The 16,033-nt window shown below is 73.6% G+C and carries 11 protein-coding genes; 8 read left to right on the top strand and 3 right to left on the bottom strand.

What is annotated here, in order from left to right; translation table 11 throughout:
• The first annotated feature begins 27 nt into the window (after positions 1-27).
• A complete protein-coding gene (locus ABD223_RS16715; RefSeq protein WP_344037162.1) occupies positions 28-633 on the top strand; it encodes a sigma-70 family RNA polymerase sigma factor in 606 nt (201 codons plus the stop codon).
• On the opposite strand, the gene ABD223_RS16710 is transcribed toward ABD223_RS16715, so the two are convergent.
• Positions 620-2,557, bottom strand: coding sequence for a S8 family peptidase (locus tag ABD223_RS16710; protein WP_344037161.1), 1,938 nt, complete (start codon positions 2,555-2,557; stop codon positions 620-622). The two genes, ABD223_RS16715 and ABD223_RS16710, sit on opposite strands and share 14 nt — an antisense overlap.
• A 507-nt stretch (positions 2,558-3,064) precedes the next feature.
• On the opposite strand from ABD223_RS16710, the gene ABD223_RS16705 reads away from it, so the two are divergent.
• The gene (locus tag ABD223_RS16705; RefSeq protein WP_344037160.1) at positions 3,065-3,919 is read left to right on the top strand and encodes a lamin tail domain-containing protein; all 855 of its coding nucleotides are present in this window, start codon (positions 3,065-3,067) and stop codon (positions 3,917-3,919) included.
• A gap of 148 nt (positions 3,920-4,067) precedes the next feature.
• Here the strand turns inward: ABD223_RS16705 and ABD223_RS16700 are convergent, their stop codons facing one another.
• Positions 4,068-6,329 (bottom strand): ATP-binding cassette domain-containing protein, encoded by a 2,262-nt coding sequence (locus ABD223_RS16700; RefSeq protein WP_344037159.1) that lies wholly within the window; start codon positions 6,327-6,329, stop codon positions 4,068-4,070.
• An 89-nt stretch (positions 6,330-6,418) separates the two neighbouring features.
• Here ABD223_RS16700 and ABD223_RS16695 point away from each other — a divergent pair, with 89 nt between their 5' ends.
• The 3 genes from ABD223_RS16695 to ABD223_RS16685 are packed head-to-tail and all read left to right on the top strand — an operon-like array spanning position 6,419 to position 10,322.
• Positions 6,419-7,231 (top strand): TetR/AcrR family transcriptional regulator, encoded by an 813-nt coding sequence (locus tag ABD223_RS16695; RefSeq protein WP_344037158.1) that lies wholly within the window; start codon positions 6,419-6,421, stop codon positions 7,229-7,231.
• Between the two features lie 10 nt (positions 7,232-7,241).
• The gene (locus ABD223_RS16690; RefSeq protein WP_344037157.1) at positions 7,242-8,021 is read left to right on the top strand and encodes a putative protein N(5)-glutamine methyltransferase; all 780 of its coding nucleotides are present in this window, start codon (positions 7,242-7,244) and stop codon (positions 8,019-8,021) included.
• A 57-nt stretch (positions 8,022-8,078) separates the two neighbouring features.
• Positions 8,079-10,322 carry a tetratricopeptide repeat protein gene (locus ABD223_RS16685; protein WP_344037156.1) on the top strand — a complete coding sequence of 748 codons (2,244 nt, stop codon included), beginning with the start codon at positions 8,079-8,081 and terminating at the stop codon, positions 10,320-10,322.
• A 28-nt stretch (positions 10,323-10,350) separates the two neighbouring features.
• On the opposite strand, the gene ABD223_RS16680 is transcribed toward ABD223_RS16685, so the two are convergent.
• Positions 10,351-11,319: a GNAT family N-acetyltransferase gene (locus tag ABD223_RS16680; protein ID WP_344037155.1), complete on the bottom strand. Its 969-nt coding sequence runs from the start codon at positions 11,317-11,319 to the stop codon at positions 10,351-10,353.
• A 68-nt stretch (positions 11,320-11,387) separates the two neighbouring features.
• On the opposite strand from ABD223_RS16680, the gene ABD223_RS16675 reads away from it, so the two are divergent.
• Genes ABD223_RS16675 through ABD223_RS16665 form a run of 3 tightly spaced genes read left to right on the top strand, consistent with a single transcriptional unit; the run spans position 11,388 to position 15,933 of the window.
• Positions 11,388-11,996, top strand: coding sequence for a PadR family transcriptional regulator (locus ABD223_RS16675; RefSeq protein ID WP_344037154.1), 609 nt, complete (start codon positions 11,388-11,390; stop codon positions 11,994-11,996).
• An 8-nt stretch (positions 11,997-12,004) separates the two neighbouring features.
• Positions 12,005-14,827 carry a DEAD/DEAH box helicase gene (locus ABD223_RS16670; RefSeq protein ID WP_380647616.1) on the top strand — a complete coding sequence of 941 codons (2,823 nt, stop codon included), beginning with the start codon at positions 12,005-12,007 and terminating at the stop codon, positions 14,825-14,827.
• Complete coding sequence (locus ABD223_RS16665; protein ID WP_344037153.1) at positions 14,824-15,933, top strand: SWIM zinc finger family protein; 1,110 nt, start codon at positions 14,824-14,826, stop codon at positions 15,931-15,933. The genes ABD223_RS16670 and ABD223_RS16665 overlap by 4 nt, the downstream gene beginning before the upstream one ends.
• The last annotated feature ends 100 nt before the right edge of the window (positions 15,934-16,033 follow it).

Here is a 16,033-nt window from a genome sequence, read left to right as displayed (position 1 = left end):
CGGCAGTCCGGGCCGAAGGAGAACGCGATGGCGACGAACGTGGCGGCAGACCGGTTCACGAGCTCGGTGTTCGAGGAGTACGGGCAGGCGGTGCTGGCCTACGCCAGGAGGTTGACCGGCGACCACCACGCCGCGGAGGACGTGGTGCAGGAGGCGATGATCCGGACGTGGCGGCACGCGGAGAAGCTGCTCGCCGAGGGCGGTTCCGTCCGCCGGTGGCTGATGACGGTGGTGCGCAACATCGTCTACGACCAGGTCCGGGCCCGCCAGGGGCGGCCGGTGGAGGTCGAGGACGTGCGCTCGACCGCCGCGGTGACGGGCGACCACGCCGACCGCGTGGTGGCGGACCTCGTCCTGGTCGAGGCGCTGCGGGGCCTGCCTGAGGAGCTGCGCAGCGTGGTGCTGCACGTGCACCTGCGGGGCGACTCGGTCGCCGAGACCGCGGCGGAGCTGGACATCCCGCCCGGCACCGTCAAGTCGCGCACCCACCGGGCGATGAGCGTGCTGCGGCGCAGGCTGCCGCCGGCGGTCGGCGCGGGTCGGTGGTCCCCGGCGGGCGCCGGGTCCGGTGGACGCCGGGTCCGCGGGCAGGACGCCCGCGGACCCGGCGCGGACCTGATCAGGCCGCGTTGACCGAGATGTCGTCCAGCACGAACGAGGTCTGGTAGGACCAGTCCTCCGTGCCGGTGAAGCTCAGCGTCACGCTCTGCCCGGCGAACGCGCCCAGGTTGAACGTGCGCACCGCGTAGCCGGACGGGTCGAGGTTGGAGTAGGTGGCCAGGGTGGTGCCGTTCGCCTGGACGGTGAAGGTGTCGAACACCGCGGGCTCGTACTCCGAGGTGCTGATCTTCAGCCACAGCGACAGCGTGGTGTTGGCGCACCCGGCCGGGACGGTGACGGTCTGGGACAGCGTCTCGGAGTCGGCGTAGCCGTAGCCGCTGAGCCACGCCGAGCGCGCGCCGGAGCGCGGCGCCCCGGCCCCGGTCCACGTGCCGATCGACCAGGTGGCGTTGGACCACCCGGTGGTGCCGCTCTCGAAGCCGCCGTTGGCGACCTTCTCACCGGGCGCGGAGCACGAGCCGCCCGCCGGGGTGATCGTCCAGGTGAACGCGACCGAGGAGGCCTTGCCCGCCGAGTCGGTCACGGTCGCGTTGACGGTGTAGGCGCCCGCGGTGGTCGGGGTGCCGGAGATCAGGCCGGTGGCCGGTGCGAGGGACAGGCCGGGCGGCAGGCCGGTGGCCGACCACGTGTAGGGCGGCGTGCCGCCGGTGGCCTTCAGCTGGAGGCTGGTGGCCGTGCCGACGCCGCCCGTCTGGTTGCCGGGCGGGGTGATCGCCGGCGCGCCGGGGCCGGGACCGCCGCCGGTGTTGACGAACAGCAGCCGGTTGGGCGAGCCGGTTCCCGGCGAGGTGATCTTGTTCGGGGTGGAGTTGGTGAGCATCGCGCTCTGGACCTGCGCGGGCGTCAACGACGGCGTGGCGCCCAGCAGCAGCGCCGCGCCGCCCGCGACGTGCGGTGAGGCCATCGACGTGCCGCTGATCGTGTTGGTGGCGCTGTCGTTGGTGTGCCAGGCCGAGGTGATGTTCTGGCCGGGCGCGAAGATGTCGGTGCAGGTGCCCCAGTTGGAGAACGAGGCGCGGGCGTCGGTGTTGGTCGACGCGTTCACGGTGATCGCCTCGGCCACCCGCGCCGGGGTGAAGTTGCACGCGTCGGCGTTGGAGTTGCCCGACGCGAGGGCGTAGGTGACGCCGTCGGCGATGGAGTTGCGCACCGCGTTCTCGGTGGCGGCGTCGCTGCCCTGGGCGCCGAGGCTCATGTTGGCCACGGCCGGGCCGGAGGTGTGGTGGCCGGTGACCCAGTCGATGCCCGCGGCGACACCGGCGAACGAACCGGAGCCGGCGCAGTTGAGCACCTTCACCGCGACCAGCGTGACGCCCTTGGCCACGCCGTGGGCGCTGCCGCCGACCGTGCCCGCGACGTGCGTGCCGTGGCCGTTGCAGTCGGTGTTGTTGCCGTCCCCGGTGGTGTTGGTGCCCCAGGACGCCCGGCCGCCGAAGTCCTGGTGGGAGGTCCGGATGCCGGTGTCGATGATGTAGGCGGTGACGCCCGCGCCATCGTTGGGGTAGGTGTAGCCGGAGTCCAGCGGCAGGTCGCGCTGGTCGCTGCGGTCCAGCCCCCACGACGGGGGGTTGGGCTGGGTGGCGGTCGCCCGGACCGTGGCGTTCTGCTGGACGTAGGCCACGGTCGGCTCGGCGGCCAGCCGGCGCGCGGCGCGCTCGGACAGCGTGCCCGCGAAGCCCTTGAGGGCGTGCCGGTAGGTGAACTCGACCTTCGCGTCGTACTTCGCGCTGAGGTCGGCGGTGAGCGCCTCGGCGCTCTGGGCGGACAGCTCGTCGTAGACGACGATGTAGCTGTCCTGGATGGCGGTCGGGTTGCCGGCGCCGAGGACTTGCCCCTCGGCGAAGGCCGGACCGGCGGTGGTGGTCAGCGCCAGCGCGGTGGCGCCGGCGGTGCACAACGCGAGCAGGGCTCGTCTTGATCCGCGAACGTCTCCCATTGCAGGGTTCTCCCTCGTGCGGGGTCTCCGACAGACCCGATGCGGCTCGGGTGGGCCGGGGGAGCGGAGTTTCACGAACACGTACGCGCGGACGTGATCGTCGACGTTAGAGGACCCCCGGACAGGTCGACAATCGGCCGCCAGGGCTAACGACCTGCGGAAACCCGCATCGGAGGGCAATGCGTGTCGCTGTTCTCCATCACTTCAGTGTTGCCTGAACGCAACAGGTACGGTGTGGGCCGACAGGCGAACCGGCGCGGCCGTCCCACTCACGGCCGACGAACGGGCGCACCGCGTGCGGCGTAGGGGAACTCCATTGCGACTCGATGGGACGAGTACGCAGTTCTGCGGCGATTGGGCTGTCCGGGGGCCCGTCCTCACCCGGACGCGAGCGCTCCGCGATGGTCGCCGCAGACTCATCCGGGCGGTTCCCGCTATCGGCGGTGAACGCGCTCGCCCAGCCGGTGTATCAACGGTCACCCCCCTGTCGCTGAATGATCTTCACCCATGAGCAGCGCGACGACATCCGGCACCTGGCCGAGCATGAGCACCACCCCGCCGAACCTCGCCGGCCTGGGCACCGACCACGTCACCTGGGGCGTCCCGGTCGGTGGCGGCAAGAGCGGCTACCTCTTCCGCGGCGGCACGGTGGACGTGCGGCTGGACGGGACGGAGTTCACCCTCGGCACCTTCACCCACGAGAACTTCCCGATCCAGGCGATGCCGGCGCCGCAGTTCGACGTCGACCTCCAGGTGGCGGTCGTGTTCGACGACGGCACCGAGGCTGCTTTCAGCTTTCGGTTCCACCACAACGAGACCCCCAACGCCGGCCCCAACCCCGAGGACGAGGTCGACCTGCCCTCGTTCGTCTCGCCGCAGACCGTGACCGTCGACGGTGAGGAGTACGCCGTCGTCATCAGCGGCTTCAAGCAGGGCGGGCAGGTCGTCCGCAAGTTCATCAGCGCCGAGAACGGCGCCAACAGCGCCGACGTGGTCGCCATCTTCGCCAAGGCCGGCCGCCCCGAGATCGCGATCACCCAGGTCCGGCACAAGGGGGAGGTCAAGGGCAGCCAGGCCGACGAGTTCGTCGAGATCGTCAACCGGGGCAGCGCGCCCGGCAACATCTCGAACTGGGTGCTCGGCGCGGACGACGCGGGGCAGGACTTCACCTTCCCGCCCGGCACGGTCCTCCAGCCGGGGCAGCGCATCCGGGTCTACACCAACCAGGTGCACCCGCAGTGGGGCGGGTTCTCCTACGGGAAGGGCCGCCCGATCTGGAACGACCAGGGCGACACCGCGAAGCTCCGCGACACCGGCGGCACGACGATCTCGACGCTCGGCTACGGCAAGGCCGCCCCGTAGGCCGCGACCGGTGAAGATGTTCATCGGTATCTATAGCTTCAGTGTCAACCAAAATTAACGTCCAAGGCTAAACAGCAGCGCAAAAACCGACCAGGAGCAGGACCGTCCTTGTGGGACACCCGGGCGAGAGGGGTGTCCCACAAGGCTTTCAGCGGCCGACGTACTCGCGCAGGTGTCGGGCGGTGAGCGTGTCGGCGCTGTCGACGAGCTGGGCGGGGGTGCCGGTGAACACGACGCGGCCGCCGTCGTGGCCGGCGCCGGGGCCGAGGTCGATGATCCAGTCGGCGTGGGCCATGACGGCCTGGTGGTGTTCGATGACGATGACGGTGTTGCCGGCGTCGACGAGGCGGTCGAGCAGGGCGAGGAGCTTGTCGACGTCGGCGAGGTGGAGTCCGGTGGTGGGTTCGTCGAGGACGTAGGTGGAGGCCTTCTCGGCCATGTGGATGGCGAGCTTGAGGCGTTGGCGCTCGCCGCCGGAGAGGGTGGTCAGGGGTTGGCCGAGGGCGAGGTAGCCGAGGCCGACGTCGACGAGGCGGTCGAGGATGGCCTTGGCCTGCTTCTCGGTGAAGAAGTCGCGGGCTTCGGTGATGGACATGCCGAGGACGTCGCTGATGTTGTGGCCCCGGAGTTGGTAGGCGAGGACCTGGGGCGTGTAGCGCTTGCCCTCGCACTTCTCGCAGGTGGTGGCGACGCCGGCCATCATGGCGAGGTCGGTGTAGACGAGGCCGATGCCCTTGCAGTGGGGGCAGGCGCCTTCGGAGTTGGCGCTGAAGAGGGCGGGTTTGACGCCGTTGGCCTTGGCGAAGGCGGTGCGGATGGGGTCGAGCAGGCCGGTGTAGGTGGCGGGGTTGGAGCGTCGTGAGCCGCGGATGGGGGATTGGTCGACGGTGACGACGTCGTCGCGGGTGGCGAGGGAGCCGTGGATGAGGGAGCTCTTGCCGGAGCCGGCGACGCCGGTGACGACGGTGAGGACGCCGAGGGGGATGTCGACGTCGACGTCGTGGAGGTTGTGGAGGTTGGCGCCGGTGATGGGGAGGTGGTCGGTGGGGGTGCGGGGGTGGTCGCGGAGTCGGGCGCGGTGGTCGAGGTGGCGGCCGGTGAGGGTGTCGGAGTTGCGGAGGTCGGTGACGGAGCCGGTGAAGGTGATGGTGCCGCCGTTGGCGCCGGCGCCGGGGCCGAGGTCGATGACGTGGTCGGCGATGTGGATGGTTTCGGGTTTGTGCTCGACGACGAGGACGGTGTTGCCCTTGTCGCGGAGTTGGAGGAGGAGGTCGTTCATGCGTTGGATGTCGTGGGGGTGGAGGCCGGTGGTGGGTTCGTCGAAGACGTAGGTGACGTCGGTGAGGGCGCTGCCGAGGTGGCGGACCATCTTGACGCGTTGGGCCTCGCCGCCGGAGAGGGTGGAGGAGGTGCGGTCGAGGCTGAGGTAGCCGAGGCCGATGTCGACGAGGGAGTCGAGGAGTTCGCGGAGGGTGGTGAGGACGGGGGCGACTTCGGGGTCGGTGATGTGGTGGGTCCAGGTGGCGAGGTCGCTGATCTGGAGGGCGGAGCAGTCGGCGATGGTGAGGTCGTTGATCTTGCAGTTGAGTGCGGCCTGGTTGAGTCGGGCGCCGTGGCAGTCGGGGCAGGTGGTGTAGGTGACGGCGCGGTCGACGAATTTGCGGACGTGGGGTTGCATGGAGTCGCGGTCTTTGGAGAGGTAGAGGCGTTGGACCTTGACCAGGAGGCCTTCGTAGGTGATGTTGGTCTTGCCGATCTTGACCTTGGTGGTGTCGCGGTGGAGGAGGGCGTCCCATTCTTGGTCGGTGTAGTCGGCGAGGGGTTTGTCGGGGTCGTAGAAGCCGGAGTTGATGTAGGTCTGGACGTACCAGTTGTCGACGGTGAAGCCGGGGACGGTGATGGCGCCCTGGTTGAGGCTCTTGGTGCGGTCGACGAGTTGGTCGATGTCGGTGGTGGTGGTGCGGCCGAGGCCTTCGCAGCGGGGGCACATGCCTTCGGGGAGGTTGAAGCTGAAGGCGCCGGAGGTGCCGACGTGGGGTTGGCCGAGGCGGCTGAAGAGGATGCGGAGCATGGTGTGGGCGTCGGTGGCGGTGCCGACGGTGGAGCGTGAGTTGGCGCCCATGCGTTCTTGGTCGACGATGATGGCGGCGCTGAGGTTGCGGAGGTCGTCGACGTCGGGGCGGCCGAGGTTGGGCATGAAGGATTGGATGAACGCGGTGTAGGTCTCGTTGATGAGGCGTTGGGATTCGGCGGCGATGGTGCCGAAGACCAGGGAGGACTTGCCGGAGCCGGAGACGCCGGTGAAGACGGTGAGTCGGCGTTTGGGGATGTCGGTGGAGATGTTCTTGAGGTTGTTCTCGCGTGCGCCGCGGACTTGGATGACGTCGTGGCTGTCGGCGAGCGTGCCCATGCCTGTTTCCCCCTGGTTTGTTTATGGCGTAAGGTTACTGTGTCGCACAGTGACTGGGGCACGGTACTTTACGCCGTAAGGAGTGGCAAGTGGCGGTGTTCGCGGGGCAGGGTGACGCCCGTCGGTCGATGCGGCTGCTGTGGCGTGACCGGGCTCCGGGCGCCGGGGCGGCCGGACGAGCGGTGGGGTCGGGGCGGCGGCCGGGGTTGGACGTGGACGCGGTGGTGGACGCGGCGATCGCGCTGGCCGACGAGGACGGCATGGCGGCGGTGTCGATGCGGGCGGTGGGGCAGCGGTTGGGTCGCACGGCGATGGCGTTGTACACGTACGTGGCGGACAAGGCCGAGTTGGTGGACCTGATGTGCGACAAGGTGCTGGGTGAGCTGCCGGTCGACTACCCGCTGGACTCGGGGTGGCGGGTGGCGTTGACCGCGTGGGCGCGGGACAGCCGGGAGTTCTACCTGCGTCACCCGTGGGTGTTGCAGGTGTCGCAGGCGCGGCCGGTGTTGGGGCCCAACGAGTTCACCACGGTGGAGACGCTGGTCCGGGTCCTGCGGGCGACGGGTTTGGAGGCGTCGGTGCTGCGTGGTGTGCTGGGGGCGTTGGTGCAGTTCGTGCGGGGTGCGGCGGCGGTGATCGCGGACGCCAGGAGCGCGGCGCGCGAGACCGGGTTGGGTGACGACGAGTGGTGGTACTCGCGGTCGTCGCTGCTGGAGGAGGTGTCGCCGGACTTCGCCGACCGGTTCCCGCTGTCGACGTGGTTCGGGCAGGAGCCGCCGCCGCCGGTGCCGGGCAACGAGTGCGCGCCCTACCTGGAGCGTGACGCGGTGCGGAACTTCGAGGTCGGTCTGGCGGTGCTGCTCGACGGTGTCGAGGCCACCGTCGCCCGGGGAGGTGCCTGAGGTGGGGCGCGTGACGCTCTTGGACGAGGTCGCGGGGAGGTTGCGGGCGGCCGGGTGCGTGTTCGCCGAGGACGAGGCCCGGTTGCTGCTGGACGACTCCCGCGACCTCGCGCACCTGGAGGCCATGGTGGGCAGCCGGGTCGGCGGGTTGCCGCTGGAGCAGGTGCTGGGGTGGGCGGAGTTCTGCGGGTTGCGCGTGGTCGTGGAACCGGGGGTGTTCGTGCCGCGCCGCCGCACCGGGCACCTCGTGGACCGGGCCGTGGCTGGGTTGGGGCCCGGTGCGGTGGTGGTGGACCTGTGCTGCGGCAGCGGGGCGGTCGGGGCCGCCGTGGCGCACCGCGTGCCGGGGGTGGAGGTGCACGCGGCCGACGTGGACCCGGCCGCGGTGCGCTGCGCCCGCCGCAACCTGCCCCCGGGTCGCGTGCACGGGGGCGACCTGTACGCGGCGCTGCCCGCGCGGTTGCGCGGCCGGGTTGACCTGCTCGTGGTCAACGCGCCGTACGTGCCCACCGACGAGATCGCCCACATGCCGCCGGAGGCGCGTGACCACGAGAACCGCGTCGCGCTCGACGGCGGGGCCGACGGGTTGGACGTGCAGCGCCGCGTCGTGGCCGGCGCGGGGGAGTGGCTGGCGCCCGGTGGGCGGCTGCTGATCGAGACCGGGGCGCACCAGGCGGCCGCCACCGCCGCGGCGTTCCGGGCCGCCGGTCTGGACGCCGTGGTGACCGGCGACGAGGAGTTGGCGGCGACGGTCGTCGGGGGGACGTGGCCGGGCGCGGCCCGGGGTTGAGCGCCGGGCGCGGCCCGGGGTTGGTCGCGCACCCCTCGTCGGCGGTAGAACAGGGGGGTGAACAGGTTCGAGGGCACGGCGCTGGGGCCGGTCGTGCAGGCCCGGCGCATCGACCGGGTCGTGCTGGGCGCCGACGTGCCCCCGCCGTCGGCGTTGGCCGGTCTGCCGCCGGTCGAGGCCGCGTTCACCGGCCGCGCGGCCGAACTGGCGGACCTGGCGGGTTTCCTGGACCCGGGTGTCGAGCCGCCCGCGGCGGTCGGCGTGCTGGTGGGTCCGCCGGGCATCGGCAAGACGGCGCTGGCGCTGCGCGCCGCGCACGCCGCCGTGGCCGCCGGGTGGTTCCCGGGTGGTGTGCTGTTCCAGGACCTGCGGGGTTTCGCGCGGGCGGACCCGCTGGAGCCGGAGGCCGCGCTGGAGGTGCACCTGCGCGCGTTGGGCGTGGCCGGGCAGCACCTGCCGCCCGACCTCGCGGGCCGCGCGGCCCTGCACCGCTCGCTGCTGGCCGAACGCCCCGGCCGGGTGCTGCTGGTGCTGGACGACGCCGGGACCGCCGCCGGGGTGGCGCCGCTGCTGCCCGGCGACCGGCGGCACCGGGTGCTGGTCACCAGCCGCGACGCGCTCGGCGACCTCGCCCCGGCGCGGCGGTGGGAGCTGGGCGTGCTCAGCGGGGACGAGTCGGTCACCCTCGTCGCCCGGCTGCTCGACGTCGCCCGCGACGGTGACGACCGGGTGGCCGGCGCGGGTCGCGCGGCCGACGAGCTGGCCGCGTTGTGCGGGCACCTGCCGCAGGCGCTGGCCATCGCGGGCGGCCTGCTGGCCTGCGATCCCGGCCGGCCGGTGGCCGAGCTGGTGCGCGCGCTGGCCGACCGCGGCGAGCGGCTGGCCGAGCTGGAGACCGGGGCGCGGTCGGTCCGGGCCGCGCTCGACCTGTCCTACGAGCGGTTACCGGCGCCGGCCGCGCGCCTGTTCCGGCTGCTCGCGGCCAACCCCGGACCGACGATCGCCGCCGGGGCCGCCGCCGCGCTGGCCGAGGTGCCCGAGCGCGCGGCGCGGCGCTGCCTGGCCGTGCTGCGGCAGGCGCACCTGGTCGAACCGGCCGAGCCCCGCGGGTGGTTCCGCTTCCACGACCTGATCCGGCTCTACGCCGAGGACCGGCTGCGCGACCAGCCCGACCCCACCGCCCTGCGGCGGCTGCTCGCCCACCACAACCGGATGCTGCTCAACCTGGTCGTCCACACCTTCCCGGACAAGCTGATCACGGTGGAGCCGGGTCCCTCGTCCGGGGGGTTCGCGCCGCTGCCCGAGATGCTCGCGTGGTTCGACGCCGAGCGGCCGAACCTGGTGGCCGCCTTCCGGGAGGCCGCCGCGCGGGGCCTGCACGCGGACGTGGCCCACAACGCCACCATGCTCGGCGTCCACCTCCAGATGCGCGGCGGCTGGGACGAGGCGCTGGCCGCCCACCGGATGGCGGTCGAGGCGGGACGGGCGGTCGGCGACCCCGTCGCGACCGGCTACTCCCTGGCCTACCTGGGCAAGGCGCACTCCGCCATGCGCGACTTCGACCGCGCCGACCACGTCCTGCGCGAAGCGCTCGACGGGTTCCGGCGCGGCGGCGACCGGGGCGCGGCCGACTGGGTCTCGGTCGAGCTGGAGTCCAACCGGCTCCAGGCCCGCCAGGCCGACCCCGGCAGCCGCGTCGGTTCGGGGGCGCCCCCGCCGCGACCGGCGGCCGGGGCTGCCGAGCACGACGTCGTGACGACCGCCATGAACGCCCTCCATGCCCTGAGCAACACCGCGACCGAACTGTTCCGCCAGGGCAGGTACGACGACGCGCTGGCCCGGTTCGAGGAGGTGCTCGAAGTCAGCCGCGAGGTCGGCTTCCGCCCGGGCGAGGCGTCGACGCTGACCAACATCGGCAACTGCCACTACCACCGGGCCGACCTCGGCCGGGCCGTCGACTGCTACACCGCGTCGGCCGAGGTGGCCCGTGAAGTGGGCAACCTGCACGGCGAGGCGCTCACCCGCACCAGCCTCGGCAACTGCTATGACGTCGCGGGCCTGCCCGACGAGGCCGTCGCCCAGTTCGAGCGGGCCCTGGAGGCGTTCCGCGCCCTGGGCGACCGGCACGCCGAGGGCACGACCCTGTTCTACCTCGGTCGCACCCTCGCCGACCGGGACGGACCGGACGACCGCCCCCGAGCCCGCGACCACCTCCGGCGCTGCCTGGAACTGCTGGCGCCGTGGCCCGACTACGAGATCGCCGCCTGGGCGCGGGAACGGCTCGCCGACCTGGACCCCTGAGCACCCGAACCCGCGCGGCCACCCGGGGCTACGAGCCGGTCACCCCGTCGCTCAGCTCGCGCGCCACGTCCAGGTGACCGGTGTGGCGGGCGTACTCCTGCACCAGGTGGAACAGGATCCACGCCAGCGTCGGCGCGGGCACCTCCTCCAGGTCCCACCGCACCGCCCGGTCCGACAGGCGCGCCCCGGCGGCGATGGCCCGCGACCGGTCGCACTGCTCGCGGTAGAAGGCCTTGACGCCCTCGGTGGTGTCGCCGTCCTCGACCACCCACTCGGCGCGCTCCACCGCCGGGTTGCCGCGCGGGTGGGCGATCTCCTCGCCGCGGAAGCTCCACCGCAGCCACCGCAGCTCCACGTGCGCCAGGTGCTTGACCATCGCCAACGGGGCCCAGCCGGTCGGCAACCTGCTGGTGCGCAGCTCCTCCTCCGACATCCCGTCCACCTTGCGCAGCACCGCGTCGCGGTAGAAGTCCAGGTAGGCGTGCAGGAGTTCGGCGGGGTCGGCGATGTCCGTGGGCGGCTCGACCGGCACCGCGACGCGCGCCGAGACCCGCTCGCCCTCCACCTCCAGGACCGCGCCGGCCCCTTTCAGGACGCGCAGCGCGGCGACGTTGCCCGTGGTGGTGTCGGCGACGAGGACGCGCACGTTGCGGCACGGCGCCTCCTCGACCAGCCGCCGCAGGACCTCCCGCCCCACCCCGCGGCCCCGGACGGCGCGGGCCAGCCACACACCGGTCTCGCCACCGGAGGTCAGGCGCGCCATGCCGACCGTGCGGCCACCGTCCACGACCTCGTAGGCGTCGCGCAGGAAACCCCGGTAGAAGGCGCGGAACTCGTCGGGGCGGTCGACCGACCAGCCCGGCGGCATCACGTCGGCCGGGTCGGCGTCGACGACCGCCAGGGCCAGCAGCCGCTCCAGGCCTTCCTCGTCCAACCGCCGCAGCACGATCACGACACCAACTCCTCCTCCGCCGGGGTCCGGGCCGGTGAGCGTCACGGGCCCCATCCTGGGCGATCTACCCTGGTCCGCGAAACCGGAATACCCCAACACCCGGGACGGGGATCATGTCGGCGACACGGCTGCTGGTGCTCGGCGTGGTGCGCGGCCACGGGCTCGCCCACGGGTACCTGGTCGGCACCGACCTGCTGTCCTGGGGCGCGGGGGAGTGGGCCAACGTCAAGTGGGGCTCGATCTACCACGCCCTCAAGCAGCTCACCCGGGACGGCTGCCTCGCCGACCGCACCACCCCGCCCGGCCGCACCGAGTACGAGATCACCGCCAAGGGCGAGACCGAGTACCGCAGGCTGCTGCGCGACGCCCTGCGCCGCCCGGAGACCCGCCCCGACACGCTCGCCGCCGGGCTGGCCCTGCTGCCCTCCCTCACCCGCGACGACGCCCTCGCGCTGCTCGGCGAACGCCTCGCCGCCCTGGAAACCCGCCGCGACACCGCCCGCGACCAGGCCGACGCGTGGCGCGACCCGCCCCACGTGCGCGAGCTGTACGGCCTGTGGGAGCACACCGCCGCGGGCGGCGCGGACTGGACCAGGGGCCTGATGGGCCGCCTCCGCGGCGGCGCCTACCCCATGGCCGGCGACCCGAACTCGCCCGGCGAACCCGGCAGCTGGGCTAAGCTCAAACTTGAACAACCCACCGGGCGCGAGGGGGAACGCTGAACACCGGGTTGGAGCGGTACCCGGCGGTCTTCGAACCGGCCGACCCGCCACGCACGTCCACCATCGCCTTCTACGCCCCACCGGACCACGAGGACGACGGGAGCCACGCGGCCTCACCGGACCACGAGGACGTCGGGGACCGCGGGGCCCGGTCGGGCCACCCCGGCGCCGACCGGCTCACCGTCGCCGCCCCCGACGGCGGCCGCCGCACCGTGCCCGCCCTGCGCCTGCCCCTGACCGAAGCGATCCCGCTGCTCACCCGCGCCCGCCGCGCCGCCGGCGACCCGGCCCGACCCGACGTCCACCCGGCCACCGCCTTCTGGGGCGCCGCCGTCGTCCTGGCCCTCCAGCTCGTCGCCCGCGGCCGGGTGCGGCCCGCCCTCACCGACACCGACTTCGACGCCTGGCGGCTCACCCCCCTGGACCCCGCCGACCACGCCCGCGTCCGCGACCTGGCCGCCGCCATGCCACCGCACGCCCGCGCCGTCCCCCTCGCCGGCCGCGACCCCCTGGAACTGCCCGACGCCGAACCGCTCCTGCGGGCCTTCCTCGACGCCGTCGCCGACACCATGCCCCGCGGCGCGGCCGCGGCCACCGCCGCCGGCGCGCCCGCCTTCGCCGCCACCGCCCCACAACACGTCCCCCACCTGCGCGAATGGGCCCACCAGGGCGTGCGGGTGTCGGTGCGCATCGAGGGCCCGGACCCGTTCCAGGCCGTCCTCCAGGTCCACCACCTCGCCGACCCCACCCTGGTCCTCGACGCCGCCGAGCTGTGGCCGGGCGCGGGCCGCGCCACCCGCGCCGACGCCACCGTCGCCCTGCGCCGCGCCGCCCGCGCCTGGTCGCCCCTGGAACGGCTGCTCGACCAACCCGTCCCCGACCGCGCCACCCTCGCCGACACCGACGTCGAGCAGCTGCTCACCACCGGCGCCGTCCGCCTCGCCTCCGCGGGCGTGGACGTGCACTGGCCCACCGACCTCGTGCGCGACCTCACCGCCAAGGTCGTCCTCGGCGACGACACCGGCGACCGGCCCACCTTCTTCGGCCCCGACCAGCTCACCGCCGTCAACTGGCAGCTCGCCCTCGGCGGCGACCCGCTGACCCCCGACGAACTCGACCGGCTCGCCGAAGCCACCCGCCCCGTGGTGCGGCTGCGCGACCGCTGGACCCTCGTCGACCCCGAACTGGCCCGCCGCGCCCGCGAACGCGCCCTCAAACCCCTCACCGCCGTCCAAGCCCTCGGCGCGGCCCTCACCGGCACCGCCGAGATCGACGGCGCCGAGGTCGAGGTCACCGCCACCGGCCCGCTCGACCGGCTCCGGCAACGCCTCGCGCGGCCCGACGCCGAACCCGCCGACCCGCCACCCGGCCTGCGCGCCGACCTGCGCGACTACCAGCTGCGCGGCCTGCGCTGGCTCGACCGCATGACCTCGCTCGGCCTGGGCGCGTGCCTGGCCGACGACATGGGCCTGGGCAAGACCATCACCCTCATCGCCCTGCACCTGCACCGCAACACCACCCGGAACCCCGAAACCCCCGACACCGACGGCACGGCGGGCCCCACCCTCGTGGTGTGCCCGGCGTCCCTGCTGGGCAACTGGCAGCGCGAGATCGAGCGCTTCGCCCCCGGCACCCCCGTGCACCGCTACCACGGCGCAGGCCGCACCCTGCCGAACCGGGACACCGACACCCCGGGCGGCAGCACCACCGCCGGTTTCGTCCTCACCACCTACGGCACCATGCGCCTGGACGCCGACCGCCTCGCCGAAGCCCACTGGGGACTGGTCGTCGCCGACGAGGCCCAGCACGTCAAGAACCCCGCCTCCGACACCGCCAAGGCCCTGCGCCGCATCCCCGCCCGCGCCCGCGTCGCCCTGACCGGCACCCCGGTGGAGAACTCCCTGACCGAGCTGTGGGCGATCCTCGACTGGACCACCTCCGGCCTGCTCGGCGACCTGCCCCGCTTCAAGGCGCGCTGGGCCAGACCCGTCGAGGTCGACCACGACCACGCCACCGCCGAGCGCTTCGCCCGCCTCGTGCGCCCCTTCCTGCTGCGCCGCCGCAAGACCGACCCCGGCATCGCCCCCGAACTGCCCGCCAAGACCGAGACCGACCGGCCCGTCGCCCTCACCCGCGAACAGGCCGCCCTCTACGAGGCCGTCGTGCGCGAGCTGATGGAGGAGATCCGCAACGCCGACGGCATCACCCGCCGCGGCCGCGTCGTCAAGCTCCTCACCGCCCTCAAACAGGTCTGCAACCACCCCGCCCAGTACCTCAAGGAACCGCGGCCGGAGCTCGCGGGCCGGTCGGGCAAGCTGGAACTGCTCGACGAGCTGCTCGACACCATCCTCGCCGAGGACGGCGCCGTGCTCGTGTTCACCCAGTACGTCGCCATGGCCCGCCTGCTGCGCCGCCACCTCACCGACCGGGGCGTCACCACCGCCCTGCTGCACGGCGGCACCCCCGTGCCCGAGCGCGAAACCCTGGTCCACCGCTTCCAGGACGGCCAGGTCCCCGTGTTCCTGCTCTCGCTCAAAGCCGCGGGCACCGGCCTGAACCTCACCCGCGCCGACCACGTCGTGCACTACGACCGCTGGTGGAACCCCGCCGTGGAGGACCAGGCCACCGACCGCGCCCACCGCATCGGCCAGACCCGGCCCGTGCAGGTCCACCGGCTCATCGCCGAGGGCACCGTCGAGGACCGCATCGCCGCCATGCTGCGCGCCAAGCGCGACCTCGCCGACTCCGTCCTCGCCCGCGGCGACGCCGCCCTCACCGAGCTGACCGACGACGAACTGGCCGGCCTCGTCGAACTCCGGAGCGGCACGTGACCGACCGCGTCAAGGGCTTCCCCGCCTTCCCCAAGGGCGCCCGCCGCACCCTCACCTGGTGGGGCCGCGCCTGGCTCCAGGCCCTGGAGGACACCTCGCTCGACAACGGGCCCCTGCGCCAGGGCCGCAAGTACGCCCAGGCCGGGCTCGTCGGCACCATCACCGCCAGCCCCGGCCGCCTGCACGCCGCCGTCCACGACGGCGACGAGGTCCACCACACCGGCGTGCTGCTCACCCCGCTCACCGACGCCGAGTGGGACCGCTTCCTCGCCCACCTCTCCCGCAAGGCCGGGCACCTCGCCGCCCTGCTCGACCACGAGATGCCCCGCGAACTCGTCGACGCCGCCGCCGACGCGGGCGTGCCCCTGCTGCCCGGCATCGGCGACCTCGACCCCGAGTGCACCTGCGACGCCTGGGAACTGCCCTGCCGCCACGCCGCCGCCCTGTGCCACCAGGCGGCCTGGCTGCTCGACGCCGACCCGTGGGTGCTGCTCCTGCTGCGCGGCCGAGCCCAGGACGAGGTCGTCACCGGCGCCCGCCCCACCGCCGGCGTGCCCGCCACCACCGCCTACGCCCGGCCTGTGCCCGACCTGCCGCCCGCCTGCCCGAACCCCTCGCCCGACGCGCTCGACCCGCTGCCCGAGTTCGACCCGGTCGCTGGCCTCGACGTCGCGGTGCTGCGGCTGCTGGTCGCCGACGCCGCCGCCAAGGCCCGCGCCCTGCTCGCCACCGGCGACTGGCCCGCCGACGACGACCGCCAGGACCACGTCCGCCTCGCCGCAGCCCACCCCGAACTGCGCGACCGGCTCCACGCCGACCCCCGCGCCGTCCACGCCTGGCGGCAGGGCGGCCGCACCGCCCTGCGGGTCCTCGACCAGCCCTGGACCCCGCCCGAAGCCGACACCAACCGCGCCCGCGCCACCTGGCGCGGCCGGGAACTGCCCGAACCGGTCGTGCGGCGCAACCGCTGGACCGTGCGCGACCGCCAACTCCGCTACGGCCCCGACGGCCGCTGGTACCCCTACCGGCGGCGCCCGGACGGCCGCTGGTGGCCCACCGGCGCCCCGCACCACGACCCCGCCACCGCCCTCACCGACCCCGACTGACCCGGCCCGGACAGGCGTGGCGGACCGGTGTCCCGGACCGGTCGCCGTGCGGGCCGCGAGCACACCGGCTTTCGACCCGCACCTGCTCATCGAAGGCGAT

The organism is Saccharothrix xinjiangensis, from assembly GCF_039527585.1.
Classification (GTDB): Bacteria; Actinomycetota; Actinomycetes; order Mycobacteriales; family Pseudonocardiaceae; genus Actinosynnema; species Actinosynnema xinjiangensis.
This window is presented reverse-complemented; position numbering and strand designations above follow the sequence as displayed.

What these genes read in the sequence shown, in the direction of transcription:
- ABD223_RS16715 (WP_344037162.1), top strand. Translation starts at nt 28, where the DNA reads ATGGCGACGAACGTGGCGGCAGACCGGTTCACGAGCTCGGTGTTCGAG.
- ABD223_RS16705 (WP_344037160.1), top strand. Translation starts at nt 3,065, where the DNA reads ATGAGCAGCGCGACGACATCCGGCACCTGGCCGAGCATGAGCACCACC.
- ABD223_RS16675 (WP_344037154.1), top strand. Translation starts at nt 11,388, where the DNA reads ATGTCGGCGACACGGCTGCTGGTGCTCGGCGTGGTGCGCGGCCACGGG.
- ABD223_RS16700 (WP_344037159.1), bottom strand. Translation starts at nt 6,329, where the DNA reads ATGGGCACGCTCGCCGACAGCCACGACGTCATCCAAGTCCGCGGCGCA.
- ABD223_RS16710 (WP_344037161.1), bottom strand. Translation starts at nt 2,557, where the DNA reads ATGGGAGACGTTCGCGGATCAAGACGAGCCCTGCTCGCGTTGTGCACC.